The following is a 23,816-nucleotide window of genomic DNA, read 5'->3' on the forward strand; positions in this document are numbered from 1 at the left end:
AGCCGGGCCGAGTCTAGGTGGTCGATCATGGGCCACCGACTTCTGATGTGACCGGGATCACAGCAGTGCCGATGTTCCAGGGGTGGCCGCCGGGTGTATCCAGCGACCGCCGGTACCGGACCGGCCCGGAGGTGCGCATGTCGCGACAGCAGTTCGGCTTCCTCGCCGGGTTCCTCGCCGTGGCGGTCTGGGCGCTCGCCGGCGCCGGCGCGGCCGCCCTCGCCGTGCTCGCCGGCCTGCTCGGCTGGCTGGTCGTCCGGGTGCTCGACGGCGACCTCGCGGTGACCGGGCTCGGTGACCGTCGCGGCGACGCTCGGCGACGCCCATGACCACCCGTCCGTCCACCGGGCCGAACCCCGGCACCGGGATGGCCGCCGGGACGACCGGTTTGTCGGGCGACGCGGCCGATGTCGCGCGGATCGCGGCGCAGGCGGCCAGCCTCGTGCCGGGCGTGTCCGTGGTCCGCCCGGCGGCGGTCCGCCTGGATGACCGGTCCGTCGGACTCGACCTGCACCTGATCACCTGGTACGGGCACAGCGTGCCGACGATCGCCGAAACCGTCCGAACGGTGGTCGCCGACCAGGTGGCCGCCCAGACCGGGCTCACCGTGGCGGTGGTGACCGTCACCGTGGACGACCTGCTCGTCCCCGGCGTCGACTCCTCCGCAGCCGGCGCCGCCGCGCCCGAGGACGGCTGAGATGCGCACCGCCAACCGGATCGCGTCGGTGCTGCTGGGCGCCGCGCTGCTCGTCGGCGGCGCGGTGACGGCCGTGCAGGCGGTGCTCCTCACAGTGCACCGCCGCGCACCGCTGGACACCACCGGCTGGTGGGACGCGCTGAGCGCCACCCGGTGGCGCGATCCCACGGTCCGCACCGTGGCCACTGCGAGCCTCCTGCTGGGCCTGGCGCTGCTCGCCGCCCAGCTGCGCCGCTGGGCGCCGGTCCGCCTGCGCGCCGACGAGCACGACGGCTGGTACCTGCACCGGCGCTGTGTGGAACGCCGGCTCGCCGACGCCGCCGCCGCGGTGCCGGGCGTCCGCCGCGCCCGCGCCCGGCTCCGACGGCACCACGGCCAGTGGCGCCCCCGGATCCGCGCGAGCGGCGACCCGGCGGCCCGGGCGGAGATCGAGTTCGCCGTGCACCAGGAGTTGCACCGGCTCACCGCGCCCCGCCCCGCCCGGGTCGACGTCCGGCTGCTGCCCCGACGGCGGCCGGCGTGACCAACGCCGCGCACCGACTGCTGTGGACCGTCATCGCGCTGCTGCTGGTGGCGGGCGGCGCGGTGGCGCTGGCGGCCAGCCTCGGCACCCTGCCCGGCGTCGACCCGGCGGCGGCGCTGCTCAGCGCCGATGTGGTCGACCGGTGGCGGACGGCCGCGCCGTGGAGCACCCTGGCGGTGGCCGTGGTCGGGGCGCTGTTCGCCCTGGCCGGGCAGCGCCTGCTGGCCCGGGAGCTGCGGGGCCCCGGCGGCACGCTGCGCGGCACGCTGAGCCATCCCGGACGCCGGCCGGGCCGGACCCGGCTCCCCGCCGACGTTCTCACCGACGCGTTGGTACGCGACCTGAGCGGCAACCCCGGGGTACGCCGGGCCCGGGTGGTGCTCACCGGCCCGGCACCGCACCCCGACGTGTGGATCCGGGTGGACCTCACCGCCGACGCGCCGGCCGCCGGCGTACGCGAGCACGTGCACGCGGCAGTCCGCCGATTCGCGGCGACGACCCACTGCCAGCCCGCGCACCTCGACGTGACCGCCCGCATCGAGCCCGCCCCTCAGTGACCCGCCGCCGCACCGACCGGCCGGATCGGTGCCGGCGGGTCAGCCGTCGGCGCGGCGGCGGGCGGCCAGGACGCTGGCGCCCATGGAGACCGCCAGGGTCAGCACCACCACGGCGAGGGTCAGCCAGACCGGCAGCTTGCCCACCGGCGTCTCGGCGAGAATCAGCTTCAGCCCGGCGAAGGCCAGCAGCAGCGCGAGCCCGTACCGCAGGTAGCCGAAGTGCCGCAGGAGGCCGGCGAGGCAGAAGTAGAGGCTGCGCAGACCCAGGACGGCGAACGCGGTGGCCGTCCAGACCAGGAAGGTGTTGGTGGTGATGGCGAGGATCGCCGCCACCGAGTCGATGGCGAAGACCACATCGGTGGCCTCGATGGAGACGAGCGCCACCAGCAGCAGCGTCGCCACCCGCCGGCCGGCCACCCGGGCGGTGAACCGGTCGCCGTGGTAGCGGGCGTCGGTGGGCACCAACCTGCGGAACAGCCGGACCACGACGTTGCGTTCCGGGTCGACGTCCGGCTTTCCGCGTACGGCCAGCCGCCAGCCGGTCCAGACCAGGAACCCGCCCAGCACGAACCCGGCCCAGGTGAGCCGGTCCAGCAGCTCGGCACCGGCGAGGATGAACAGCAGCCGGAAGACGAGCGCGCCCACGACACCCCAGAACAGCACCTTGTGCTGGTAGCCCGGCGGCACCTGGAAGTAGCCGAAGAGCAGCGCGAAGACGAACACGTTGTCCACCGAGAGCGCCTTCTCCAGCAGGTAGCCGGAGAAGTACGCGATGGCCGGGTCACCGCCGAGGCCCCACCAGACGACCAGCCCGAACAGCAGACCCGCGCCGATCCAGACGGCGCTCCACAGCACCGCCTCGCGGAGCTCGATGACGTGGTTGTCCCGGTGCAGGAGCACATCCACGGCGAGCATCACCGCGATCACCACGCCGACCGCCGCCCAGGCCCACAGCGGAACCGCGACCGTCGCCTCAGCCACCGACGCCCTCCGCATCGACCACCGCGCACCGCCCGTCACTAGGCCGGCCCTCTTTCGAGCCTAGGTGACCGCCCGACCCGGCATCGGGCGGTCCGACGAAGTCCGGGTCGCCGGGCCGGCCCGCTCGACCCGGGCGGCGACCGGCAGCGGGAGTCGGTGCGCGCGGTCGGGGTCGGGCGCGCGACCCGCGCTCAGGCGACCGGCATCACCTGGCCGGGGTCGAGAACCGTGTCGTCGGCGTCGTAGGCGATTGCGTTGATCACCCGCACGACGCCACTGACCTGCCCCGCGAGCCGACCGGCGAGGTCCACGGCGGAGCGACGGTCCAGCCGACCGGCCAGCGTCACGTCACCGTGACGGACCTCCACGGTCACCAGTCCGTCCCGTACGGCGAGCACCCGGCGGAGCACCTCCTGCACCACGTCCTCGCGGATCTCGGCGTCCGACCGCAGGTGCACCCGCAGCAGATCGGCACGACTGACGATGCCGACCAACCGACCGAGGTCGTCCAGCACGGGCAGCCGCTTGACCTGTTCGCGGTCCATCAGCCGGGCGGCGGCGGACAGCGCCGCCTGCGGATTCGTGGTGATCGCCGGCGCGGTCATCAGGTCACCGGCCAGCACTGCCGCGCTCTTGCCCCGGGCACCGCGCCGTCGGCGGCTCTCGAAGACCCGTCGCAGCGCCGGCTCACCGGCGCGTTCGACCCGGTGCAGCAGATCGGCCTCGGACACCACCCCCAGCACCCGACGGAAATCGTCGATCACCGGCACCGCGCTGACCCCGCGGCGCAACAGCACGTCGACGACCTCCCGGTACGGGGTGTCGGCAACCACCGTCTCGACCTCCCGGGTCATCACGTCACCCACCTGCCAGGTCCTCATCACGGCCTCCCTCTCCTGGTCCATCTCGGACGCTACGGCGGGGTGTCGACGGTCGTCAGGGTCGCCGGACCGGACCGGAGGGGGTCGAACGTCCCGGGCCGTTGCGGTCTGTCGGCCCTGCCGCCGAAAGCGCCGTGGGCGTCCACTGGAGATGCCACCGGGAAGCGCGGTGCGAAGCTGAGAAGGGACGTGGAGACCATGACCGCGACGATCGAGCGGGTCACCGCCGAGAACACCGCTGCGAAGGCCGGCACCGTGCACGACCGGGCCGTCCGGTACATCCTGGCCGGCACCCGGCTGGCGCTCGGCTGGATCTTCCTCTGGGCCTTCGTCGACAAGCTGTTCGGCTTCGGGATGGGCACCGAGCAGAAGAACGCCTGGATCAACGGGGGCAGCCCCACCAAGGGCTTCCTGACCTTCGGCGTGGCCGGGCCGTTCAAGGACGTCTACACCTCGATCGCCGGTGCCGCCTGGGCGGACTGGCTCTTCATGATCGGCCTGGCCGGGATCGGTGTCGCCCTGCTGCTCGGCATCGGAATGCGGATCGCCGCCGTGGCCGGTGGGCTGCTGCTGGTCCTGATGTGGACCGCCGTGCTGCCTCCGGAGAACAACCCCTTCATGGACGACCACCTGATCTACGCCGCGGTGCTGGCGGTGCTGGCCCTGGTCAACGCCGGCGACACGGTGGGCCTCGGCCGGGTGTGGGCGGCCCTGCCGATCGTCCGGCGGATGCCCTGGCTCCGGTGAACCAACGCACACCCCTCGGCGGGCGTCACCGATACCGGTGACGCGGTGGGGGGTGATCCGGCAGGATCGACGGTGACCGGACACATCACCCAACACGGCAGGAGATCCCCGCATGAACCAGGCAGCAGGCGCCCGATCGGGTAAGCCCGAGGTTGGTCCGATCGAGGGTGCACCGCCGGCCGACCTCGTGATCGAGGACATCACCGTGGGCGACGGCCCGCAGGCCGAGCCGGGCCAGCTGGTCAGCGTGCACTACGTCGGCGTGTCGCACTCCACCGGCGGCGAGTTCGACTCGTCCTGGAACCGGGGCGAGGCGTTCGACTTCCCGCTCGGCGGCGGTCAGGTCATCGCCGGCTGGGACCAGGGCGTCGCCGGCATGCGGGTCGGCGGTCGCCGCCGGCTGACCATCCCGCCGCACCTGGGGTACGGCGACCGCGGCGCGGCCGGCGTGATCAAGCCGGGTGAGACGCTGATCTTCGTCGTCGACCTGCTCGACGTGCGCTGAGTCGTTGTCGGGGTCGCCGGCCCACCCGCCGGCGGCCCCGCGCCGACCTCGGGCGCGGCGGGTGGGAGCACGCCTCGTCGGGCGGGGTCAGGCGGCCAGTTGCAGGTCGGTGGTCGCGACCACCGGGCGGCGCGCGGCCTCGATCACCGTGGCCGGCTCCAGGATCGTCATCACGCGGTGCAGCCCGCTGACCCGCAGCACCCGCGCCACCACCGGGCTCGGGTCGACCAGCACCAGCTCGCCACCGCGGGCCCGGACGCGCAGATGCGCGGCAAGCAGCGTGCGAACGCCAGCCGCCGAGAGCAGCCGCAGCTGCGACAACTCGACGTGAAGCACCGGGCGGGCCGGCGCGGACCACAGCGCGGACCGGAACGCGGCCACCGTGGCGATGTCGATCTCGCCGGCCACCCGCATGAGGACCCGCTCGTCACCCACGCTGACCTGCACGTCGAACCGGTCGCTGTGCTCTTCCATGCAGCGAAATCTAGCCGCCACCACCGACACTTTCGTCCCTCCACGCAGTGATTCCGGGTACGCCCAGGGGCATACCCCGAGCTGCACCGTCTCCCTCTCGGGGTGGAGTCAGGGGCTCGGGCGGCGCGCCGCCCGGACGCGGAGTTCGCGGGTCGGCAGGCACGCGGGTGGAGAATAGGTCGATGCTGATCCCCCGGCCCCGGCCGCCCCGGCTGATCCGCCCGGTCCGCGAACCGGCGACCAGCCCTCCGGCGCTGGCCGGCGCCTGGGCCCCCACCGACCGGCGGCTCGACCAGGCCGAGTTGCTCCCCCTCCCCGCCGGGGCCGTCGGCCCCGAGGACGTCCTGGTCGACGGCGGCGGGCGGGTGATCAGTGGTGACGAGGACGGTCGGCTCTGGTGGTGGCCGGTCGACGCGCGCGCCGGCACCCGACCCCACCTGCTGGCCGAGACCGGTGGCCGTCCGCTCGGCATCGAGCTGGACCCGTCCGGCGAGGCCCTGGTGGTCTGTGACGCGTACCGCGGGTTGCTGCGGGTCACGCCGGACGGCGCGGTACGCGAACTCACCGGAACGGCACCGCCGGTGCACCTGGCCAACAACGCGACGGTGGGCCGGGACGGCACCATCTACTTCACCGACAGCTCCGACCGGTTTCCGGTTTCGCACTGGAAGCGGGACCTGCTGGAGCACCGCCCCAACGGTCGGGTGCTGGCCCACCAGCCGGGCAGCGGCCGCACCGAGGTGGTGACCGACGGGCTGTACTTCCCCAACGGGATCGCGCTGACCCCGGACGAGTCGGCGCTGATGGTCGTGGAGACCAGCACCCACCGGCTGCTGCGCGTCGAGCTGAGCGGCGGCGTGCGGGTGCTCGCCGACCTGCCCGCGTACCCGGACAATCTCGCCTCGGTGGGTGACGGGACGTACTGGATCGCGCTGCCCAGCCCTCGGGTGCCGATCGCCGAGCGGCTGCTGCCCCATCCGCGGCTACGGCAGATCGCCGCTCTGCTGCCCGACGCCCTGCAACCGCAGCCCCGCCGCTACGGGCTGGTCGCGCTCGTCGACGGCGCGGGCGCGGTCCGCCGGACGCTGCACGGCCCGAGCGGGCACTACTCGATGATCACCGGAGTACGCCAGCACGGCGACCAGCTCTGGCTGGGCAGCCTGACCGGGTCCGCGGTGGCCCGCGTACCCCTGGGGTGATGGCCGACAGGGCCGGCCCGCCATGGTGGCGGGCCGGCCCTGTGCTGCCGATCGGTGACTCAGCGACCGCTGACCGAGGGCGCCGGTGCGGGCGATCCGCCGGCCACCGCGCCCGGGTGCGCCGGGGCGACCGGCGCGGGCTTGAGGCCCGGCGGCACCGGCAGGGCGCTGCCCCGGGCGAACTCGTCCCAGCTCACGTTCCAGGCGGTCCAACCGTTGCCCGGCTGCAGCTCCACCTCGGTGCCCTTGACGGTGATCAGGTCACCGACCTGCGTGACCCCCATCAGCCAGTCGGCCGCCGCAGCGGAGACGTTCGCGCAACCGTGCGACACGTTGGTGTTGCCCTGGTCCCCCTCCGACCAGGGGGCGGAGTGGATGAACTCGCCGCCCCAGGTGTAGCGCTGGGCGTCGTCGACGTCGACCACGTAGCCACCGTTCGGCTCGCCCCGGGTGTCGAAGGTGGTCCGCTCGTGCTTCTCCATGATCACCATCTTGCCGCTGGAACTCGGCGTGCTCGGCTTGCCCAGGCTGACCGGGATCCGGCGGATCTGCTTGCCGTCGCGCAGCACCGTCATCTGCTTGGTGGCATTGTCGATCTCCAGCGAGACCTGTCGCCCGATCTTGGAGGTCGCGGTCCGCTCGGCGTCACCGACCTTGTCCTTGCCGATCGGCAGACCCTCCAGACCTGCCCGGACGCTGATGGTGGTTCCCGGCTTCCAGAAATCGGGCGCCCGGTAATAGACCTGAGTGCCGTCGGCCAGCCACGACCAGGTGCCCGGCTGCGGCGGATTGGTCTTTACGAACAACCGCCGCTGCACATCCGCTCTGGCCTCTTTCGGAATTCCCGGGTCGAACGCCACCGTTACCGGCATCGCGGTGCCGTACGTCCGATTACCGTTGAAATAGAGTGTGCTGGTGATCTGCGGTTTGGTCGATTTGGCCATCGTGGTGAAGGTGGTGCTGCGCGTGGTGGTGGCACCGGAGTCACCGGTCGCGGTCACCTCGGCGGTGTAGGTCCGCTTCGGCTGCAGCGGAGCGTTCGGCACCCAGCCGGAGCCGTCCTCGCGCGGCTCGGCGTTGACCTGCTTGCCCTTGTCGTCGGTGAGGCGTACGGCGGTGACCCGCCCGCCCTTGACCACGGTGCCCACCTCGGCGCTGACCGGGACGTCCCGGGCCTTGTCCCCCGGTGTCACGGCGAGTTCCGGTGGGGCGGCGTGCTTCTTGGCCGAGCCGGTCGCCGACTCCCGCTCTGCGGTGCACGCACCCAGGACGAGTGGTGCGGCTGCGATGGTTACGGCCAACAGCGTCAATCGCCGCCTAGACGTCATGTTTCAGTCCCCCCGTTTCGACTTCCCTCCGTCACATTCTCGCTTGCCCGAGTGAGCCATTAGCGGCATTCGGAAATAATTGGCCGCGCATTTATCGACGCATTTTCCGACAATGCTCCAGTTGGCCGGAACAGGGGCGCAACCGACCGGTGTCGTGCGCTTCGCGCCGCTTGAGCGACGCGACGTCGACTGTCCGGATGCCCGCGGGCGCCGGTCCCCGAGGGCGGCCTCGCGGCACGGCCGGCCGGGACCGGGCGCGGCCATCGGGTGCGGGGCGCGGGAGGCAGGAGGTCACGGCCGGTGGCGCACCTCGGGGGCGGACTTTTGTCAATTGGAGCGAAGCTTCTGCCGAACGCGACAAAGCTTTGCCTTCGTCCGAAGGCAAGGGTAAGGTCACGATCCAGATAGAGGGTTGCCCATTCGTCGATCAACTTGCCGCCACCTGTGCCGGGTCGCCGCGATCCGCCCCCGATGGGTCCGGGCCGCACCCACGAGCCGTCCCTCACCGTCCCGCCGAAGCCCACCGCGGCCGGTTCGGCGCGCCCGGCAGACGGCAGTCAGGTCGACCTCCGTCGACGGCGTACCAGCCGTCAGGAAGGGACCACCACCATGGATCAACAACTCAACACACCGGCATCCGAGCCGGTCAGCCGCCGTGGCGTGCTGCGTGCCGCGACCGTCTCCGCGGCTGCCGTCGGCGCCGCCGGTCTGCTCGCCGGCCCGGCCACCGCCGCACCCGGCGCATCCGGGGCGCAGGCCCAGGGCCGCCGTCGGGTGCCGGTGGACCGGATCAGCATTCAGCTCTACACCCTGCGTGACCAACTCGCCATCGACCTGCCCGGCACCCTGGACGCGCTGCGCCGGATCGGCTACCGGCGGGTGGAGCACGCCGGTTTCGTCGGCCGCACCGCGGCGCAGTTCCGGGCGGCGCTCGACGACGCCGGGCTGCGTTCCACCTCCGGGCACGTCGGCATCCCACAGCCGTTCGACGCCGCCACCTGGGAGCAGGCCCTCGCCGACGCCAACGTGGTGGGCTGCAAGAAGATCGTCCACCCGTACTTCGGTCGGGACGCGGCCGGTCAGCCGATCCGCGACCCCGCCGTGTACCGGGCCCTGGCTCGCGACCTGAACAAGGCCGGACGGCTCGCCGAGCGCGCCGGGCTCGAATTCGGCTACCACAACCACCAACTCGAGTTCGTGCCGCTGACCGGGGGCTCGACCGGGTTCGACATCCTCAGCTCCCAGACCGATCCCCGGCTCGTCCACTTCGAGCTCGACCTCTACTGGACGTGGCGGGGCGCCCACGACCCGGTCGACGTGATCCGGGCCAACCGCGGCCGGATCCGCCAGGTGCACGTCAAGGACCTCGACGTCGAGGCCGGCTTCGCCGACCTCGGTGACGGCGTCATCGACTTCGGCCGGATCTTCGCCCACGAGCGGGAGGCCGGCATCGAGGAGTACATCGTGGAGCGTGACGACGCGGGCACCGCGCCGCGCTCCCCCGCCGACGCCCTGGACACCGCCCGCGTCGGCTTCGACTACCTCGCCTCACTCCGGTACTGAAAACACCTCGGGGGACACACCTGATGAACAGGACCGCACTCGCGTCCGCCCTGCTGCTGGTGACGGCCGGCCTGGCCGTGCCGCCGTCGGCGGCGGCCGCCGCGCCGGCCGCGCCGCCGGACAGCAGCTTCCAGAAAGTGACACTCAACGACTTCCCGGGCGAGCCGATCAGCCTCGCCGTGCTGCCCGACCTGCGGGTGCTGCACACCTCCCGCACCGGTGAGGTCCGCATCCACGACCCGCGCACCGGGCTGAACACCCTCGCCGCCGACATCCCGGTGTACGAGCACGACGAGGAGGGGTTGCAGGGGGTCGCCATCGACCCGAACTTCGCCCAGAACAAGTGGGTGTACCTCTACTACTCGCCGCCGATGGACACCCCGGTGGACGACCCGGCGACCCCCGACGTCAACGAGGGGGACGCGCCGGAGACCGGCACCGCGGCGGACTGGCAGCGGTTCAAGGGCGCGCTGCGGTTGTCCCGGTTCAAGCTGGACGGGATGCGGCTGAACCTCGCCAGCGAGCAGCAGATCATCGAGGTGCCGACCGACCGGGGCATCTGCTGCCACGTCGGTGGTCAGATCGACTTCGACAGCAAGGGCAACCTGTACCTGTCGACCGGCGACGACACCAACCCGTTCGCCTCCGACGGCTACATCCCGATCGACGAGCGGGCCGACCGTAACCCGGCGTACGACGCCCAGCGCACCTCCGCCAACACCAACGACCTGCGCGGCAAGTTGCTGCGCATCAAGCCGAAGGCCGGTGGTGGTTACACGGTCCCGGCCGGCAACCTGTTCAAGCCCGGCACGGCGCAGACCCGCCCGGAGATCTACGCGATGGGGCTGCGCAACGCGTTCCGGTTCGCCGTCGACAGGCGCACCGACAACGTGTACCTGGGCGACTACTCCCCCGACGCCTCCAACCCGAACCCGGAGCGCGGGCCGGCCGGACACGGCCGGTGGATGATGATCGACAAGCCGGCGAACTACGGCTGGCCGTACTGCGTGACGCCGACGATCGCCTACCGCGACTACGACTTCGCCACCGGCCAGTCCGGCAAGAAGTTCAACTGCGCGCGCCCGGTCAACGACTCACCGCACAACACCGGCAAGCGGCAGCTGCCGCCGGTCGAGCAGCCGCAGGTCTGGTACCCGTCCACGGCCTCGGCTGAGTTCCCGCAGCTGGGCACCGGCGGTATCGGTCCGATGGGCGGCCCGGCATACGACTACGACGGGACCAGCACCTCACGGACCCGCTGGCCGGCCTACTACGACGGGGTTCCGCTGTTCTACGAGTGGACCCGCGACTACATCAAGGAGTTCCGCCTCGACTCCGACGGCGACGTCACCGACATCCGCCCGGTGGTGCCGTCGCTGGTGGTGGACAACCCGATGGACATGGAGTTCGGCCCGGACGGCGCGCTCTACGTGCTCGAGTACGGCGACGGCTACTTCGCCGAGAACCCGGACGCGCAGCTGTCCCGGATCGACTTCGTCCGGGGCAACCGGACCCCGATCCCGAAGATCAGTGGTACGCCGACCGTGGGCCAGGCCCCGCTGACCGTCGCGTTCTCCAGCGCCGGCACGACCGACCCGGACGGCGACAAGCTGAGCTACGCGTGGGACTTCAACGCGGACGGCTCGGTGGACAGCACCGCGCCGAACGCGAGCTGGACGTTCCCGGAGAACGGCTCGTACACGCCGACGCTGAAGGTGACCGACCGCACCGGCCGTTCCGCCTCGGCCACCCTGCCCCTGGTGGTCGGGCCGACCGCGCCGATCGTCGAGTTCGTCGCCCCGGTGGCCGGTCAGCCGTTCGAGTTCGGGCAGACGGTCGCCTACGAGGTGAAGGTCACCGACGACCTGCCGGTGGACTGCTCCCGGGTGAAGGTCACCTACGTGCTCGGGCACGACGAGCACGGGCACCCGCTCTCCACCTCGACGGGTTGCAGTGGGACCATCCCCACCTTCCTGGACGGTGGGCACAGCGGCGCTGACAACCTGACCGCGGTGTTCGTCGCGGAGTACACCGACGCGCCGACCGACCCGGGTGTACCCCCGCAGTCCGGCTCGGCGACGGTCGTGCTGGACCCGACCCCGGTGGCCGGCCTGGCCGGCTGACCAGTTCCACAGCGTGACAGCGGCGGCGGTCGGAGCGTTCCGGCCGCCGCCGCCCGTCGGTCAGCTCCAGTCGCTGTCGACGTGGTTGTCACGCCAGCGTCCACCCACTGGCGGGGTGTCCAGCCGCATCCCCTCCTCGGCGTTGCCGGCGAGGTCGTTGTCCTCGACCCGGCAGTCCACGCAACTGCCCCGATCGGTGATCCACAGCCCGTGCGTCTGGGTCTGGTTGTCGTGGTTGTCCCAGATCCGGTTTCCGCGGATGGTGGCCGAGTCGAACGGCGCGTTGATGGTGATGCCGGCCCGCTGCCCGGGTGCGGGGTCGAGTTCGTACGCACAGCCCGGCGGCGGCACGTCTCCGCTCCACGCGCTGAACGCGTCCGGGCGGACCGGGGCCAGGGTGAGTTCGTCGCCGGTGTTGGCGGCGACAGTGGCCACCGACCGACCGACCCGCAGGATCTTGCCGCGGTGCCCGTCGTGCGGCCAGTCGGCGGTGCGGTCCACCAGGCTCCGCTCGCTGTAGCGGACGGCCTCGCCCGCGCCGCCGGCGGCCCGGCCGTACTGCCGCCCGTTGTTGCGGATCCGGTTGTTGAGCAGCACCGCGTCGCTCATCTGGTGGTCGATCCGGACCGCGTCGAGGCCGTTGCCCCAGAACTCGTTGCTCTCGATCACCACGTCCCGGACCGGGCCCTGGTAACCGCGCCCGAGATCGCGGGAGTGGTAACCGTGCTGGCCGTTGCCGCTGATCCGGTTGCCCCGGACGAGGTACGGTCCGGGGCTGTTGCCGATGCTGATCCCGTCGCGCAGGTTGCCGTCGATGACGCAGTCGGTGACGAGTCCGCCCCGCCCGGCCACCGTGGAGGTGCCCTGCGACGACACGTCGAAGCCGGCCTCCAGGTTTCCGGTCATCGTGCAGGCGGAGACGATCAGGCCGTCGGCGCCCCAGTCGGAGATGCCGAAGCGGTTGCCCTGGCTGTGGCAGCCGATGATGCGGTAGCCGCGCGGTGGGGTCCAGTAGTCCTTCTGCAGCTCCAGGAAGATGCCGTTGGTGCCGTTGGCCAGGGCGGTGCAGTTGGCGATGGTCAACCGCTCCACCGGTCCCCAGCCACCGATGCCGATCCCGATGCCGGCGCCGCCCATCTGCTCGCCGTTGTCCAGTCGGCCACAGCCGACCACCACCACCCCGTCGATCAGGGAGTCCTGGAGGAAGTCGCAGCCCAGGCCGCTGGCCGCGGTGTGGTGGATGTAGAGGTTGCGGAAGACGCCGCGCACCACGTACTGCAGGCCGAGGCCCTTGGCCAGGTAGTTGTACTCGGCCATGGCGACGGCGGAGCCGTCGATCTGGAAGTCGGCGAAGGTGCAGTCCGCGATGTGCCGGTCCCGGTCGGCGCCGTGCTGCACCGTGGTCCAGAAGGCCAACGGGGTCGGGTCGGCCCGGTTGCCCTCGTTGCTGAGCATGAACCGGGTCGCCGCCGGGCCGGCCCCGATCAGCGACACCCCGCTGCGCCACACCGTGCCGGCGTCGCGGATCGAGTAGATGCCCGGCGGGCAGTAGATCACCCGGGCCCGCCCGTCGGAGGCGTACCCGGCGCCGAGCCGGTCCACCAGGGCGGCCAGCGCCGGCTGGTCGTTGGTGGAGCCGTCGCCGGTCAGCCCGTACTCCAGGGCGTCGCAGTAGAGCGGCGCGCCGGCCGCGGCGGGCCGTCGCACCCGGACCGAGTTCAGTAGCAGCTCGTTCGCCACGGCCACAGGCCGGCTCCCTTCGACGCGTTCGGTGCGCTCCGGCGGGGCCGACTTCCCCCTGACACCGCCGGGAAACCCCCGGGCGTGCGCCGGCCCCGGCGCCGCACGGGCGACACCGGGGCCAGGGGTACGCGTCAGACGGCGGCGATCAGCAGCACCGGGCGCTCCACACAGTCGGCGACGTGGCGCAGGAAGCCACCGGCCACCCCGCCGTCGCAGACCCGGTGATCGAAGGTGAGGCTGAGCTGGGTCACCTTGCGGACGGCGAGCTGCCCGTCGACCACCCACGGCTTGTCCACGATCCGCCCGACCCCGAGCAGGGCCGCCTCGGGGTGGTTGATGATCGGCGTGGAGCCGTCGACGCCGAACACCCCGTAGTTGTTCAGCGTGAAGGTGCCACCGGTCAGCCGGGCCGGGGGCAGGCTGCCGGCCCGCGCGGCGGCGGTGGTCGCCGCCAGTTCGGCGGCCAGTTCGGCGGTGGTGAGCCGCTGGGCGTCGCGCAGCACCGGCACCAGCAGCCCCCGGTCGGTCTGCGCGGCGATGCCGAGGTGCACCCCGGCGGACTGGACGATCCGCTGCCCCTCGGTGTCGACCCGGGCGTTGAGCTGCGGGAACCGGCGCAGCCCGCTGAGGCAGATCCGGGCCAGCAGGGCCAGGATGCTGACCGGCGCGTCGGGCGTCGCCGCGTTGATCGCCGCGCGGGTCTCCAGCAGCCCGGTGGCGTCCACGTCGACCCAGATGGTCACCTCGGGGATCTCCCGCCGGCTGCGGGAGAGCTTGTCGGCGATCACCTTGCGCACGCCGGTGAGCGGCACGATCACGTCGCCGTCCCCGGTCGGCGCGAGGGCGACGTGCGGGTCGGGCACGGCGGCGAGCCGGGCGGCGGGGGCGGCCAGCGCGGCCTCCACGTCGGCGCGGCGGATCACCCCGCCGGGCCCGGTGCCCCGCACGGTGCCGAGGTCGACGCCGTGCTCGCGGGCCAGCCGCCGCACGATCGGCGAGATGACCAGAGCGGAGGGCGATGGTGCCGGGTCGCCGGTCGGGCCACCGGCAACCGCGCCGGTCGGTGCGGTGTCGGCCGGTTCGGGGGCGACCGTCAGGCGGGGCCGACGCCGACGGCGGGTGGTGGTGCCGTGGCCCGTGCCGTACCCGATCAGCACGTTGCCAGACCCGGCCCGCTCCTCCTCGCGGTAGGTGGCGTGCCCGGCGGGCTCGTCGCCCCCGTCCAACGGCGCGATGGTGATCAGCGGCTGGCCGACCGGGCGTACCTCACCGGCCGCGCCGTGCAGGGTGACCACCCGCCCGGCGTACGGGCAGGGCACGTCGACGACGGCCTTGGCGGTCTCCACCTCGACCACGCTCTGGTCGACGGTGACGATGTCTCCCACGGCGACCCGCCACTCGACGATCTCGGCCTCGCTCAGCCCTTCGCCCAGGTCGGGCAGGAGGAAGACCTGCGTCCGTTCGACGGTGGTCATGCCGCCGCCCAACGCGCGTCCGGCTGGTCGTCCCACTGCAGGCGGGCCACCGCGTCGAGCACCCGGTCCACGCCGGGCAGGTGGGTGTGCTCCAGCATCGGCGCCGGGTACGGGATGTCCAGCCCGGCGACCCGCAGCACCGGGGCGTGCAGCGCGTGGAAGCAGCGCTCCTGCACCCGGGCGGCGATCTCCGCGCCGACGCCCGCGAAGCCGGGCGCCTCCTGGATCACCACGCACCGGCCGGTCCGCCGGACCGAGGCGGTGATGGTGGCGTCGTCGAACGGCACGATCGTGCGCACGTCGACGACCTCCAGGTCCCACCCCTCCTCGCGGGCGGCCTCGGCGGCCTCCAGCGCGACCGGCACCGCCGGCCCGTACGCCACCAGCGTGGCGTCCCGACCGGGGCGGCGCACGACGGCCCGGCCGAACGGCTCGGTGCGGGCCGGGAGAGACGCGTCGGCGCTGGCGAAGTAGAGCTTCTTGGGCTCCATGAAGACCACCGGGTCGGGGTCGTCGATCGCCTCGCGCAGCAGCGAGTACGCGTCGTCGACGGTGGCCGGCGTGACCACCTTCAGCCCTGGGGTGTGCGCGTAGTACGCCTCGGACGAGTCGCAGTGGTGCTCGACCCCGCCGATCCCGCCCGCGTACGGCACCCGGATGACGATCGGCACGCTCAGCGCGCCCCGGGTGCGGTTGCGCAGCTTCGCCACGTGCGAGGCGATCTGCTCGAACGCCGGGTACGCGAACGCGTCGAACTGCATCTCGACCACCGGGCGCAGGCCGGAGATGGCCAGGCCGACGGCGAAGCCGACGATGCCGGCCTCGGCGAGGGGGGTGTCGAAGCAGCGCTTGTCGCCGAAGCGGGCCTGCAGGCCGTCGGTGATCCGGAAGACGCCGCCGAGCGCGCCGACGTCCTCGCCGAAGACGACGACCCGGTCGTCGGCGGCGAGCGCGTCGGCGAGCGCGGTGTTGAGCGCCTTCGCCATGGTGGTGGCCATCAGGCGTCACCCTCCTCGGCGCGGGCGGCGGCCAGTTCGGCGCGGACCTGCTCACGCTGTTCGATCAGCTGCGGGGTGGGTTCGGCGTAGACGTGGTCGAAGAGGCTCAGCGGGTCGACAGCGGGCTGCGCGTTCATCCGGGTCCGCAGGTCCGCCGCGTACGCCTCGGCCTGCTCGGCGATCTCGGCGACCGCCGCGTCGTCGAGCACGCCGCGGGCGCGCAGGTAGGTCTCCAGCCGGGCGATCGGGTCCCGGTCCCGCCAGGCGTCGACCTCGGCGCCGTCGCGGTAGCGGCTGGCGTCGTCGGCGTTCGTGTGCGGTTCCATCCGGTAGGTGTGCGCCTCGACCAGGAACGGTCCCTTGCCGGCCCGGGCGTGGGCGACCGCGCGGGTGAGCACGGCGAGCACCGCTACCGGGTCGTTGCCGTCGACCTGCTCGCTGGGTACGCCGTAGCCGACGCCCTTGTAGGCCAGCGACGGCGCGGCGGTCTGCCGGGACAGCGGGACGCTGATCGCGTACTTGTTGTTCTGCACGAAGTAGACCACCGGCGCCTTGAACACGGCGGCGAAGTTGACCCCCTCGTGGAAGTCGCCCTCGCTGGTGGCGCCGTCGCCGATGAAGGCCAGCGCCACGGTGTCGCGACCCTGGTACGCCTCACCGTGGGCCAGCCCGGCGGCGTGCACGCACTGGGTGGCGAGCGGGGTGCACTGCGGTGCGGTGCGTACCTCGGTCGGGTCGTAGCCGCAGTGCCAGTCGCCGCGCAGCAGGGTGAGCACCTCGACCGGGTCGATGCCCCGGGCAACCAGCGCCATCGACTCGCGGTACGTGGGGAAGACCCAGTCGGTGTCGCGGACTGCGAGGACCGCGCCGACCTGGCACGCCTCCTGGCCTCGCGAGGACGGGTAGACGGCGAGCCGGCCCTGCTTGGTCAGGGCGGTCGCCTGGGTGTCGAATCGCCGGCCGAGCACCATCCGGCGGTACAGCTCGTGCAGCACCTCGGCGGCTGGTTCGGGGTAGTCGGCGCGGGCGGGCAGCGGCATGCCGTCCTGGGCGAGCAGGCGGACCGGCTCGGCGTCCGGCAGCAACGAGCGGGCCGGGTCGGGCGGGGTGACCGTTCGACGGGCGCGCGGGGATGCCCTGCGGACCGCCTGGGGAGTGGTCGTCACGGCGGAACCTCCTGGGACGTGTGGTGAGCCTATGCTTCCGCTTGTGGATGATTGACTCAAGATCGACACAGAAGGCGGGACGGTTGGCATGCGGAGGGCCCAGTAGTGAGCCAGGAGACCGCCGACGAAGCGAGCGGGGGCGCGGGATCGGGACGATCGGCCCGAGCGTTGGACGAGGTCGACCGGCGGATCCTCGACGAGCTGGTCCGCGACGGTAGAACGTCGGTGCGCACCCTCGCCGAACGCATCCACATCTCCCGCACCAACGCGTACGCGCGGGTGGAGCGGTTGCTGCGCGACGGGGTGATCACCGGGTTCCGGGCCCAGGTGGCGCCCGAGGCGGCCGGGTTGGGCACGTCGGCGTACATCGCCCTGACCATCGAGCAGAACACCTGGCGGGAGGTGTCGGCCGAGCTGGCCCGGGTGCGCTACATCGAGCACGCCGCACTGCTCGGCGGTGACCACGACGTGCTCGCGCTGGTGCGCGCACCGGACAACGCCGCGCTGCGCGACGTGGTGCTGGGCCGGGTGCAGAGCATTCCCGGGGTGCTGTCCACCCGCACCTGGCTGGTCTTCGAGGAGTTCGACGGGGCCGGCAGCCCCTGGGCGTGACCGGCTGGGCTCACCGCTCCGGCGGGGCCTCCAGCCCGTCGCGGTCGGCCAACTCCAGCAACGGCTCCAGCGAGTGCCGGTCACCGTCCAGGCCGGCGTGCGGGTCGCCGCGCTCGGCGAACCGGGCCGGCATGCTGAGCACGTCGAAGTCCTCCGGGCGGACCCGGTCCAGCTCCGACCAGTCCAGCGGCGCGGAGACCAGCGCGGCCGGCGTGGGCCGGATCGAGTACGCCGAGGTCACCGTGTGGTCCCGGGCCATCTGGTTGTAGTCGACGAAGACCGGCCGGTCCCGCTGCTCGCGCCACCAGGTCGTGGTGACCAGGTCCGGCAGCCGGCGCTGCATCTCCCGGCCCAACGCGAGCACCGCCCGACGGCAGTCACCGAAGCTCCACCGCGGCTCGATCGACAGGTAGACGTGCAGGCCCCGGCCGCCGGTCGTCTTCGGGTAGCCGGTCATGCCCAGCTCGGCGAGGAACGCCCGCACCTCGTGCGCCACCGGTACCACCTGCTCGAAGCCGACGCCGGGCATCGGGTCCAGGTCGATGCGCAGCTGGTCGGGGCGTTCCACGTCGGCGGCGGTGACCGGCCACGGGTGGAACCGCAGGGTGCCCAGGTTGGCGGCCCAGATGACCACCGCCAGCTCGCTCGGCGCCACCTCGTCGGCGGTACGGCCACTGGGGAAGGTGATGTGCGCGGTCCGCACCCACTCGGGAGCGCCCGCCGGCAGCCGCTTCTGGTAGAACGCGTCGCCCCGGTTGGTCTGCCGGGTGGCGATCGTCGCGCCCTCGAAGACCCCACGGGGCCAGCGTTCGAGCATGGTCGGCCGATCCCGCAGCGCGCGCAGGATGCCGTCACCCACCGCCAGGAAGTAGCGGACCACGTCCAGCTTGGTCAGCCCACGCTCCGGGAAGTAGGGCTTGTCGGGGCTGGAGACGCGGACCAGCCGCTCGCCAACCTGGATCTCCTCCGCCGCCGTGGCCACGCCACACACCGTACGACGAGGTGGGGTGTCGGTGCCGCACTTGACGGCCCGCGGGTTCGCGGCGACACCCTGTCGCCGCGTGCGCCCCCTCGCTCCGGGCATGGGCCACCGCGGAGCGGGGTGATCCTCTAGCGTGTGCCGGACTGTCCACGAGCCGCTGGAGACCACGTGATCATGCTTCGGAACCCACTGCGTCACGGGGTCTTGGCGCTGGCGCTGGTGCTCGCCGCCGCGAACCTCGTCGGCACACCTGCGCTGCGCCCGACACCCGCCGAGGCCGCGCCGACCGTCGTGCCGGACGACTACCAGTTCGCTCTGGGATTTTCCAACACGCAGGGCGCGAACCAGTGGTCCTACCTGCAGTGGGACGGTGTCGCCTACACACCGATGGTGTGGGAGCCGACGCGGGACCGGTGGCGGGGCAACTGCGAGTTCTGCGTCATCAGCCGCAGCGGGCTTCACCCGGACACCAATGACGCGGTCATCGCCTGGACGGCGCCACGGGGTGGCGCGGTCACGGTGCGCGGCACCATGGACCACCAGACCTACATCGACCCCGACATCACGAACGTCGACGGTGTCCGGACCTTCGTCCGCAAGCGTAGCGGCGGCACGACGAGCAAGGTGTGGCCGTCGGCCGACTTCCAGCACCTGCGACCCGCCTTCATGGCCCAACACGTCTTCACCACCGCCGTCAACGCCGGCGACACGCTCCTGTTCCACGCGAACCGGGCAGGGACGGGGCTGCACGACGGGCTCTCGTGGAATCCGCGGATCAGTTACGACTACGAGCCGAAGTTCACTCTCGACCAGGCCGAACTGGTCATGAATCCCGCCGACTTCGACCGGATCGGTGAGCGCACCGCCCTGGATGCCAGCCTGTCGGTCGTCCCCAACGGCAGCCAGTTCGACTTCTACCACTCCTCGGATTTTGGCCGGCAGGTGCAGAAGTTCCGCGGGGACCTCGCCCGTCCCGCGCAGGTAAGGGTGTACGCCGACACGACGGCCAACCGGTTCCGCAATCCGCACGGCCTCGACGGGCAGTGGTGGATCGCGAGCGTGTACCGCACCGAGGAGGGTCACCTACTCGCGTTCTGCCACATCGAGAACGCCGACCCGCAGACGTCGGGGTGGTGGGCCGGCGGGTTGGCGTACTCCACCGACAACGGGGAGCACTTCACCCTGCTGGGCAAGACACTCGCCGCCCGTAAAAAGGCACCCGACGGTTCGACCGACAACATCGGCGGAATGCCATTCGTGCTCAAGGACGGCTTCTTCCACGTGTACTTCACCGAGTTCGGCATGCCGGTCGTCGCCCGCGCCCCGGTTGCCGAGGTGATCGACGCCGCCAAACGCGGCACGGTCAGCCCGTGGACCAAATACCACGGAGGCGCCTGGAACGAGCCCGGCATGCACGGACAGGCCACCGAGGTCGTCGCTGCCAGCCCGACGAACTCCTACGACTCCCACGCCGGCGCCGCCTACAGCACCTACCTCGGCAAGTACCTGCTCACCGGTGGCAGCGGCGGCCAGGGCCAGGGCATCTTCCTTGCGTTCGGCGACGACCCGGCACGCTTCGACACCCCGTCGTGGCTCCTGAGCAGCAACGCGAACAGCAAGGCCACCCTTCAGCCCTACGAGACCATCGTCGGGGTCGACGGTTCCACCAATGGCGTCGTGGGCCAGCAGTTCTACGTCTACTACGGCTACTTCTTCCGCTGGCCGCACGACGGAGTCGACCTCCCGAAGCACATGCGCTGGTTGTACCGGCAGAAGGTGACCCTGAACGCCGCCGGATTCGACCGCAACACCGTCAGCCTGAGCACCGATGCCAGCAAGAAGCAGGGTGAGAACGGAGTGCGCTACCAGGAGTACGACGGCACCGCGTACACCGACATGACGTGGTCGGACAGCGACCAGCGCTGGCACGGCACCTCGGCGTTCTCACTGCTGGACTCCATCGGCTGGCATCCGGATGGCAACCGCGACTCGGTGCGGGTCTGGACGGCGCCACGAGCCGGCACGGTGCGCGTCGGCGCCGACCTCGACGGCATTCGCGCCGGCGGCGGCTCCGGCGCCGACGGCGTCCGTGTGAAGATCGTCAAGAATGGGCTGCCCGTCTGGCCGGCCACCGGCTACGCGGCGGTCGAGCCAGCCAGCACCCTGCCCTTCGAACCCGTGGACATGACGGTGGCCGCCGGCGACCGGATCGCCTTCCACGTCAACCAGAACGTCACCTCCGCCTATGACACCACCCTCTGGCTCCCGACCCTGACCTACACCGGGGGTAGCCGGGTCAGCTGGTCCGGTAACGGCGACTTCGGCGGCGTTCAGGGCGCGGCCCAGTGGTCGTACGAGGAGTACGACGAGGGTGCCGGCGGCACCCCGATGACGTGGGACGCCGCCCAACAGCTGTGGCACGGCACAGCGCCGTACCTACAGATCGGGCCGGTCTCGCAGCACGCCGACGGCAACCGTGAGTCGGTGCGGGCCTGGGTCGCTCCGCGTGCCGGCAGGGTTCGGATCACCTCGGCGCTGGGCGACCTCTACACCGACAACGGCTCGGGGGCCGACGGCGTGCTGGTCCGGTTGACCCGGAACGGGACGAACGTCTGGCCATCCACCGGTAGGCAGAAGGTCGGTCCGGTGGACCGGGTCCCGTTCCCGATGATCGAGCTGAGCGTGGCCGCGGGTGACACCCTGCGCTTCCACCAACACCAGAACGGCACGAGCGCCTACGACACGACCAACTGGGTGCCGAAGATCGCATATCAGCCGTGAGGCTCCGCCCCACCGGCCCTCCTACCCCACCGGCCCTCGACTGAGGGCCGGCGAGCCGGACACGGTTACCGTCGGCGGCGCCCGGGTAGGGGGGCCGCATGGCGGAACTGGCAACCCTCTGGATCGTCCGGCACGGCGAGAGCACCGCGAACGTCGCGGCGACGCAGGCCGAGGCGTCGGGCGCGGAGCTGATCGACCTCACCCACCGCGACGCGGACGTGCCGCTCTCCGCGACCGGCGAGGACCAGGCTCGGGCGACCGGCCGTTGGCTGGCCGAGCTGCCGGACGCGAAGCGCCCGAACGTGGCGGTGGTGTCGCCCTACCTGCGCGCGGTGCAGACCTCGCGGCTGGCGCTGGACGGCACCGACATTCCCGTGCACCGCGACGAGCGGCTGCGCGACCGGGAGCTGGGCATCCTCGACGGGTTGACCGGGCACGGGGTGCGCCGGCGCTACCCGGACGAGGCCGAGCGTCGGGAGCGGTTGGGCAAGTTCTACTACCGGCCGCCGGGTGGGGAGTCCTGGACCGACGTGGCGTTGCGGCTGCGGACGCTGCTGGGCGACCTGCGCCGTGATCACGAGGGTTGCCGGGTGCTGCTCTTCGGCCACGACGCGCTGGTCTTCCTGCTTCGTTATCTGGTGGAGGGGTTGACCGAGGACGAACTGATGGCGCTCACGCGGCAGGACGTCATCGCCAACTGTTCGATCACCGAGTGGTCGGCGGACGGTGACGACCGCCTGGCGCTCACCGCCTTCAACGATGTCGCGCACCTGCGTCAGCAGGGCGCCCAGCCCACCAGGGAGGACGAGATCCATGCCGAGCCGGTCTGAGGTGAAGGTGATCACCCCGGCGTTGCTGCGGGACTGGGCGCTGCCGGTGCCGGTCGGTGGGAAAGAGAGCCGGGGCACCGTGCTGGTGGTCGGCGGTTCCCGCTTCACGCCGGGCGCGGTGCTGCTCGCCGGGGTGGCCGCGTTGCGCGCCGGCGCCGGGGTGCTCCAGCTGGCCGCCGCCGAGTCCAGCGCCGCCGCGCTGAGCATCCAGGTGCCTGAGGCGCTGGTGGTCGGGCTGCCGGAGACCGCCGACGGCGCGGTGGCCGCCGACCGGGACGGACAACTCGGCGACCTGGTCGCGCAGGCCGATGTGGTGACGCTCGGCCCGGGTCTGAAGGCCATCGAAGAGACCAACCGCCTGCTGGGCCTGGTCCTGGAGGCGGCCCGCCCGGACACGTCGCTGGTGCTCGACGCGTACGCCCTCGGCGCGCTCAGCCACGCACCGGACCTGCTGGTCGGCTCCGGTCGACCGGTGGTGCTCACCCCCAACGTCACCGAGGCGGGGCACCTGCTCGGGCGGGACCCGGGCGACGACCTGGACGCCGAGGCGGCCGAGCTGGCCGCCCGGTACGAGGCGGTCGTGTCGCTGTACGGGCACGTGGCCGCCCCGGACGGGCGGGGTTGGCGGGAGGAGAGCGGCGACGCCGGGCTGGGCACCTCCGGCAGCGGGGACGTGCTCGCCGGGTTGCTGGCGGGGCTGCTGTCCCGGGGTGCCGACCCTGCGCAGGCGGCCTGCTGGGGCTCGTTCGCGCACTCGGTGAGCGGCCAGCGGCTGATTCCCCGCTACGGCCGGATCGGCTTTCTGGCTCGGGAGTTGCTCGACGAGATCCCCCGCACCCTGGCGATGGTCTGAGACGGTTTCATCTGTTTCCGCAGTCGGCGTGGGGGTACCGAAAACCCACCAGCGGAGACTTTTCAGGGAGGTCATACCGGTGTCGACCGATGCCATCGTCCTGCTCAAAGAGGACCACAAGGAAATGCGCCGCCTGTTCAAGGCCTTCCAGGACGCCGAGGAGGGGCCGGCGAGCCAGCGGCAGAAGCTGGTGGACCAGATCCTGGAGGCGCTGACGGTGCACACCTATCTGGAGAACGAGGTGATGTATCCGGAGGTCCGCCGGCTGCTGCCCGACCTGGAGGACGACATTCTCGAGTCGTACGAGGAACACCACGTCGCCGACGTGCTCTGCGCCGAACTGGCCGCCATGGACGCCGACGACGAGCGGTTCACCGCCAAGACGACAGTGCTGATCGAGAACGTCACCCACCACGTCGAGGAGGAAGAGCAGGAGTGGTTCCCCAAGGTCCGCGACGCGCTGGGCCGCAAGCAGTTGCAGGAGATCGGCGAGAAGATGATCGCGTTGCGGGCGGACGCGCCGCGTACCCCCACCGCGCCGAAGGCGATCAAGAAGGCGATGGACGCGGTGACCGCCTGAGGCCGCCACTCACCACGAAGCTCACGACGAAGGGCCCGGCTCACGCCGGGCCCTTCGTCGTGCACCGCCCGCACAAGCCCACACCACGCCCACGCCCACGCCCACGCCCACGCCCACGCCCACGCCCACGCCCACGCCCACGCGATCTTGCAGTTTCTGTTGCTGGTTAGCGATGTTTGGTGGGTTTTGTCGCGACAGAAAGTGCAAGATCGCGGAGG

The 23,816-nt window shown here is 72.0% G+C and carries 23 protein-coding genes; 14 read left to right on the forward strand and 9 right to left on the reverse strand.

The features are described from left to right. The first annotated feature begins 137 nt into the window (after positions 1–137). The 4 genes from IF22_RS0130935 to IF22_RS0130950 are packed head-to-tail and all read left to right on the forward strand — an operon-like array spanning position 138 to position 1,777. Positions 138–329, forward strand: a complete 192-nt coding sequence (locus IF22_RS0130935; RefSeq protein ID WP_156058020.1) for a hypothetical protein — start codon at positions 138–140, stop codon at positions 327–329. Then, positions 326–697, forward strand: a complete 372-nt coding sequence (locus IF22_RS34075; protein ID WP_051708889.1) for an Asp23/Gls24 family envelope stress response protein — start codon at positions 326–328, stop codon at positions 695–697. The genes IF22_RS0130935 and IF22_RS34075 overlap by 4 nt, the downstream gene beginning before the upstream one ends. A gap of 1 nt (position 698) precedes the next feature. Beyond that, entirely contained in the window at positions 699–1,220 is a 522-nt protein-coding gene (locus tag IF22_RS0130945; protein WP_030337887.1) for a DUF6286 domain-containing protein, read from the forward strand. After that, positions 1,217–1,777, forward strand: a complete 561-nt coding sequence (locus tag IF22_RS0130950) for a hypothetical protein (protein ID WP_030337888.1) — start codon at positions 1,217–1,219, stop codon at positions 1,775–1,777. The genes IF22_RS0130945 and IF22_RS0130950 overlap by 4 nt, the downstream gene beginning before the upstream one ends. Before the next feature lie 39 nt (positions 1,778–1,816). Here IF22_RS0130950 and IF22_RS0130955 read toward each other — a convergent pair whose 3' ends face one another. Together IF22_RS0130955 and IF22_RS0130960 are read right to left on the reverse strand one after the other, a co-directional pair. Next, entirely contained in the window at positions 1,817–2,773 is a 957-nt protein-coding gene (locus IF22_RS0130955) for a TerC/Alx family metal homeostasis membrane protein (RefSeq protein ID WP_036412683.1), read from the reverse strand. Positions 2,774–2,949: 176 nt separating this feature from the next. Further along, complete coding sequence (locus IF22_RS0130960; RefSeq protein WP_030337890.1) at positions 2,950–3,639, reverse strand: CBS domain-containing protein; 690 nt, start codon at positions 3,637–3,639, stop codon at positions 2,950–2,952. 189 nt (positions 3,640–3,828) lie between these two features. On the opposite strand from IF22_RS0130960, the gene IF22_RS0130965 reads away from it, so the two are divergent. Together IF22_RS0130965 and IF22_RS0130970 are read left to right on the forward strand one after the other, a co-directional pair. Beyond that, positions 3,829–4,386: a DoxX family membrane protein gene (locus IF22_RS0130965; RefSeq protein ID WP_030337891.1), complete on the forward strand. Its 558-nt coding sequence runs from the start codon at positions 3,829–3,831 to the stop codon at positions 4,384–4,386. A 112-nt stretch (positions 4,387–4,498) separates the two neighbouring features. Next, positions 4,499–4,891: an FKBP-type peptidyl-prolyl cis-trans isomerase gene (locus tag IF22_RS0130970; RefSeq protein ID WP_030337892.1), complete on the forward strand. Its 393-nt coding sequence runs from the start codon at positions 4,499–4,501 to the stop codon at positions 4,889–4,891. A gap of 87 nt (positions 4,892–4,978) precedes the next feature. Here the strand turns inward: IF22_RS0130970 and IF22_RS0130975 are convergent, their stop codons facing one another. Next, positions 4,979–5,365 carry an STAS domain-containing protein gene (locus IF22_RS0130975; protein WP_051708890.1) on the reverse strand — a complete coding sequence of 129 codons (387 nt, stop codon included), beginning with the start codon at positions 5,363–5,365 and terminating at the stop codon, positions 4,979–4,981. Between the two features lie 182 nt (positions 5,366–5,547). On the opposite strand from IF22_RS0130975, the gene IF22_RS0130980 reads away from it, so the two are divergent. After that, complete coding sequence (locus IF22_RS0130980) at positions 5,548–6,564, forward strand: SMP-30/gluconolactonase/LRE family protein (RefSeq protein ID WP_030337894.1); 1,017 nt, start codon at positions 5,548–5,550, stop codon at positions 6,562–6,564. A 59-nt stretch (positions 6,565–6,623) separates the two neighbouring features. Here the strand turns inward: IF22_RS0130980 and IF22_RS0130985 are convergent, their stop codons facing one another. Continuing rightward, positions 6,624–7,892: a L,D-transpeptidase gene (locus IF22_RS0130985; protein ID WP_030337895.1), complete on the reverse strand. Its 1,269-nt coding sequence runs from the start codon at positions 7,890–7,892 to the stop codon at positions 6,624–6,626. Positions 7,893–8,501: 609 nt separating this feature from the next. Here IF22_RS0130985 and IF22_RS0130990 point away from each other — a divergent pair. Beyond that, positions 8,502–9,455, forward strand: a complete 954-nt coding sequence (locus IF22_RS0130990; protein ID WP_030337896.1) for a sugar phosphate isomerase/epimerase family protein — start codon at positions 8,502–8,504, stop codon at positions 9,453–9,455. Between the two features lie 23 nt (positions 9,456–9,478). Then, positions 9,479–11,578 carry a PQQ-dependent sugar dehydrogenase gene (locus IF22_RS0130995; RefSeq protein WP_030337897.1) on the forward strand — a complete coding sequence of 700 codons (2,100 nt, stop codon included), beginning with the start codon at positions 9,479–9,481 and terminating at the stop codon, positions 11,576–11,578. Positions 11,579–11,638: 60 nt separating this feature from the next. Here the strand turns inward: IF22_RS0130995 and IF22_RS0131000 are convergent, their stop codons facing one another. From IF22_RS0131000 to pdhA, 4 genes are all read right to left on the reverse strand, one after another. Further along, positions 11,639–13,318 carry a right-handed parallel beta-helix repeat-containing protein gene (locus IF22_RS0131000; RefSeq protein ID WP_030337898.1) on the reverse strand — a complete coding sequence of 560 codons (1,680 nt, stop codon included), beginning with the start codon at positions 13,316–13,318 and terminating at the stop codon, positions 11,639–11,641. A 134-nt stretch (positions 13,319–13,452) separates the two neighbouring features. Then, a complete protein-coding gene (locus IF22_RS0131005) occupies positions 13,453–14,796 on the reverse strand; it encodes a dihydrolipoamide acetyltransferase family protein (RefSeq protein ID WP_425339861.1) in 1,344 nt (447 codons plus the stop codon). Next, positions 14,793–15,797 (reverse strand): alpha-ketoacid dehydrogenase subunit beta, encoded by a 1,005-nt coding sequence (locus IF22_RS0131010; RefSeq protein ID WP_030337900.1) that lies wholly within the window; start codon positions 15,795–15,797, stop codon positions 14,793–14,795. The genes IF22_RS0131005 and IF22_RS0131010 overlap by 4 nt, the downstream gene beginning before the upstream one ends. Next, the gene (gene pdhA / locus IF22_RS0131015; protein WP_036412688.1) at positions 15,794–16,960 is read right to left on the reverse strand and encodes a pyruvate dehydrogenase (acetyl-transferring) E1 component subunit alpha; all 1,167 of its coding nucleotides are present in this window, start codon (positions 16,958–16,960) and stop codon (positions 15,794–15,796) included. Before pdhA ends, IF22_RS0131010 begins: the two co-directional genes overlap by 4 nt. Before the next feature lie 105 nt (positions 16,961–17,065). On the opposite strand from pdhA, the gene IF22_RS0131020 reads away from it, so the two are divergent. Beyond that, positions 17,066–17,572 carry an Lrp/AsnC family transcriptional regulator gene (locus tag IF22_RS0131020; protein ID WP_030337902.1) on the forward strand — a complete coding sequence of 169 codons (507 nt, stop codon included), beginning with the start codon at positions 17,066–17,068 and terminating at the stop codon, positions 17,570–17,572. A 10-nt stretch (positions 17,573–17,582) separates the two neighbouring features. Here the strand turns inward: IF22_RS0131020 and IF22_RS0131025 are convergent, their stop codons facing one another. Further along, positions 17,583–18,554 (reverse strand): DNA polymerase domain-containing protein, encoded by a 972-nt coding sequence (locus IF22_RS0131025; RefSeq protein ID WP_030337903.1) that lies wholly within the window; start codon positions 18,552–18,554, stop codon positions 17,583–17,585. 168 nt (positions 18,555–18,722) lie between these two features. Here IF22_RS0131025 and IF22_RS0131030 point away from each other — a divergent pair, with 168 nt between their 5' ends. The 4 genes from IF22_RS0131030 (at position 18,723) to IF22_RS0131045 (ending at position 23,598) form a co-directional block, all read left to right on the forward strand. Continuing rightward, positions 18,723–21,335: a glycoside hydrolase family 183 protein gene (locus IF22_RS0131030; protein ID WP_030337904.1), complete on the forward strand. Its 2,613-nt coding sequence runs from the start codon at positions 18,723–18,725 to the stop codon at positions 21,333–21,335. 98 nt (positions 21,336–21,433) lie between these two features. After that, entirely contained in the window at positions 21,434–22,165 is a 732-nt protein-coding gene (locus tag IF22_RS0131035; protein ID WP_030337905.1) for a histidine phosphatase family protein, read from the forward strand. Then, positions 22,149–23,018: an NAD(P)H-hydrate dehydratase gene (locus IF22_RS0131040; protein WP_030337906.1), complete on the forward strand. Its 870-nt coding sequence runs from the start codon at positions 22,149–22,151 to the stop codon at positions 23,016–23,018. The genes IF22_RS0131035 and IF22_RS0131040 overlap by 17 nt, the downstream gene beginning before the upstream one ends. A gap of 79 nt (positions 23,019–23,097) precedes the next feature. Continuing rightward, a complete protein-coding gene (locus IF22_RS0131045; RefSeq protein ID WP_030337907.1) occupies positions 23,098–23,598 on the forward strand; it encodes a hemerythrin domain-containing protein in 501 nt (166 codons plus the stop codon). The last annotated feature ends 218 nt before the right edge of the window (positions 23,599–23,816 follow it).

This window comes from Micromonospora parva (genome assembly GCF_000718515.1).
Classification (GTDB): Bacteria; Actinomycetota; Actinomycetes; order Mycobacteriales; family Micromonosporaceae; genus Micromonospora; species Micromonospora parva.

What these genes read in the sequence shown, in the direction of transcription:
- IF22_RS0131005 (WP_425339861.1), bottom strand. Translation starts at nt 14,796, where the DNA reads ATGACCACCGTCGAACGGACGCAGGTCTTCCTCCTGCCCGACCTGGGC.
- IF22_RS0130985 (WP_030337895.1), bottom strand. Translation starts at nt 7,892, where the DNA reads ATGACGTCTAGGCGGCGATTGACGCTGTTGGCCGTAACCATCGCAGCC.
- IF22_RS0130980 (WP_030337894.1), top strand. Translation starts at nt 5,548, where the DNA reads ATGCTGATCCCCCGGCCCCGGCCGCCCCGGCTGATCCGCCCGGTCCGC.
- IF22_RS0131040 (WP_030337906.1), top strand. Translation starts at nt 22,149, where the DNA reads ATGCCGAGCCGGTCTGAGGTGAAGGTGATCACCCCGGCGTTGCTGCGG.
- IF22_RS0130970 (WP_030337892.1), top strand. Translation starts at nt 4,499, where the DNA reads ATGAACCAGGCAGCAGGCGCCCGATCGGGTAAGCCCGAGGTTGGTCCG.
- IF22_RS34075 (WP_051708889.1), top strand. Translation starts at nt 326, where the DNA reads ATGACCACCCGTCCGTCCACCGGGCCGAACCCCGGCACCGGGATGGCC.
- IF22_RS0130955 (WP_036412683.1), bottom strand. Translation starts at nt 2,773, where the DNA reads ATGCGGAGGGCGTCGGTGGCTGAGGCGACGGTCGCGGTTCCGCTGTGG.
- IF22_RS0130990 (WP_030337896.1), top strand. Translation starts at nt 8,502, where the DNA reads ATGGATCAACAACTCAACACACCGGCATCCGAGCCGGTCAGCCGCCGT.
- IF22_RS0130945 (WP_030337887.1), top strand. Translation starts at nt 699, where the DNA reads ATGCGCACCGCCAACCGGATCGCGTCGGTGCTGCTGGGCGCCGCGCTG.
- IF22_RS0131035 (WP_030337905.1), top strand. Translation starts at nt 21,434, where the DNA reads ATGGCGGAACTGGCAACCCTCTGGATCGTCCGGCACGGCGAGAGCACC.
- IF22_RS0130975 (WP_051708890.1), bottom strand. Translation starts at nt 5,365, where the DNA reads ATGGAAGAGCACAGCGACCGGTTCGACGTGCAGGTCAGCGTGGGTGAC.
- IF22_RS0130960 (WP_030337890.1), bottom strand. Translation starts at nt 3,639, where the DNA reads ATGAGGACCTGGCAGGTGGGTGACGTGATGACCCGGGAGGTCGAGACG.
- IF22_RS0130935 (WP_156058020.1), top strand. Translation starts at nt 138, where the DNA reads ATGTCGCGACAGCAGTTCGGCTTCCTCGCCGGGTTCCTCGCCGTGGCG.
- IF22_RS0130995 (WP_030337897.1), top strand. Translation starts at nt 9,479, where the DNA reads ATGAACAGGACCGCACTCGCGTCCGCCCTGCTGCTGGTGACGGCCGGC.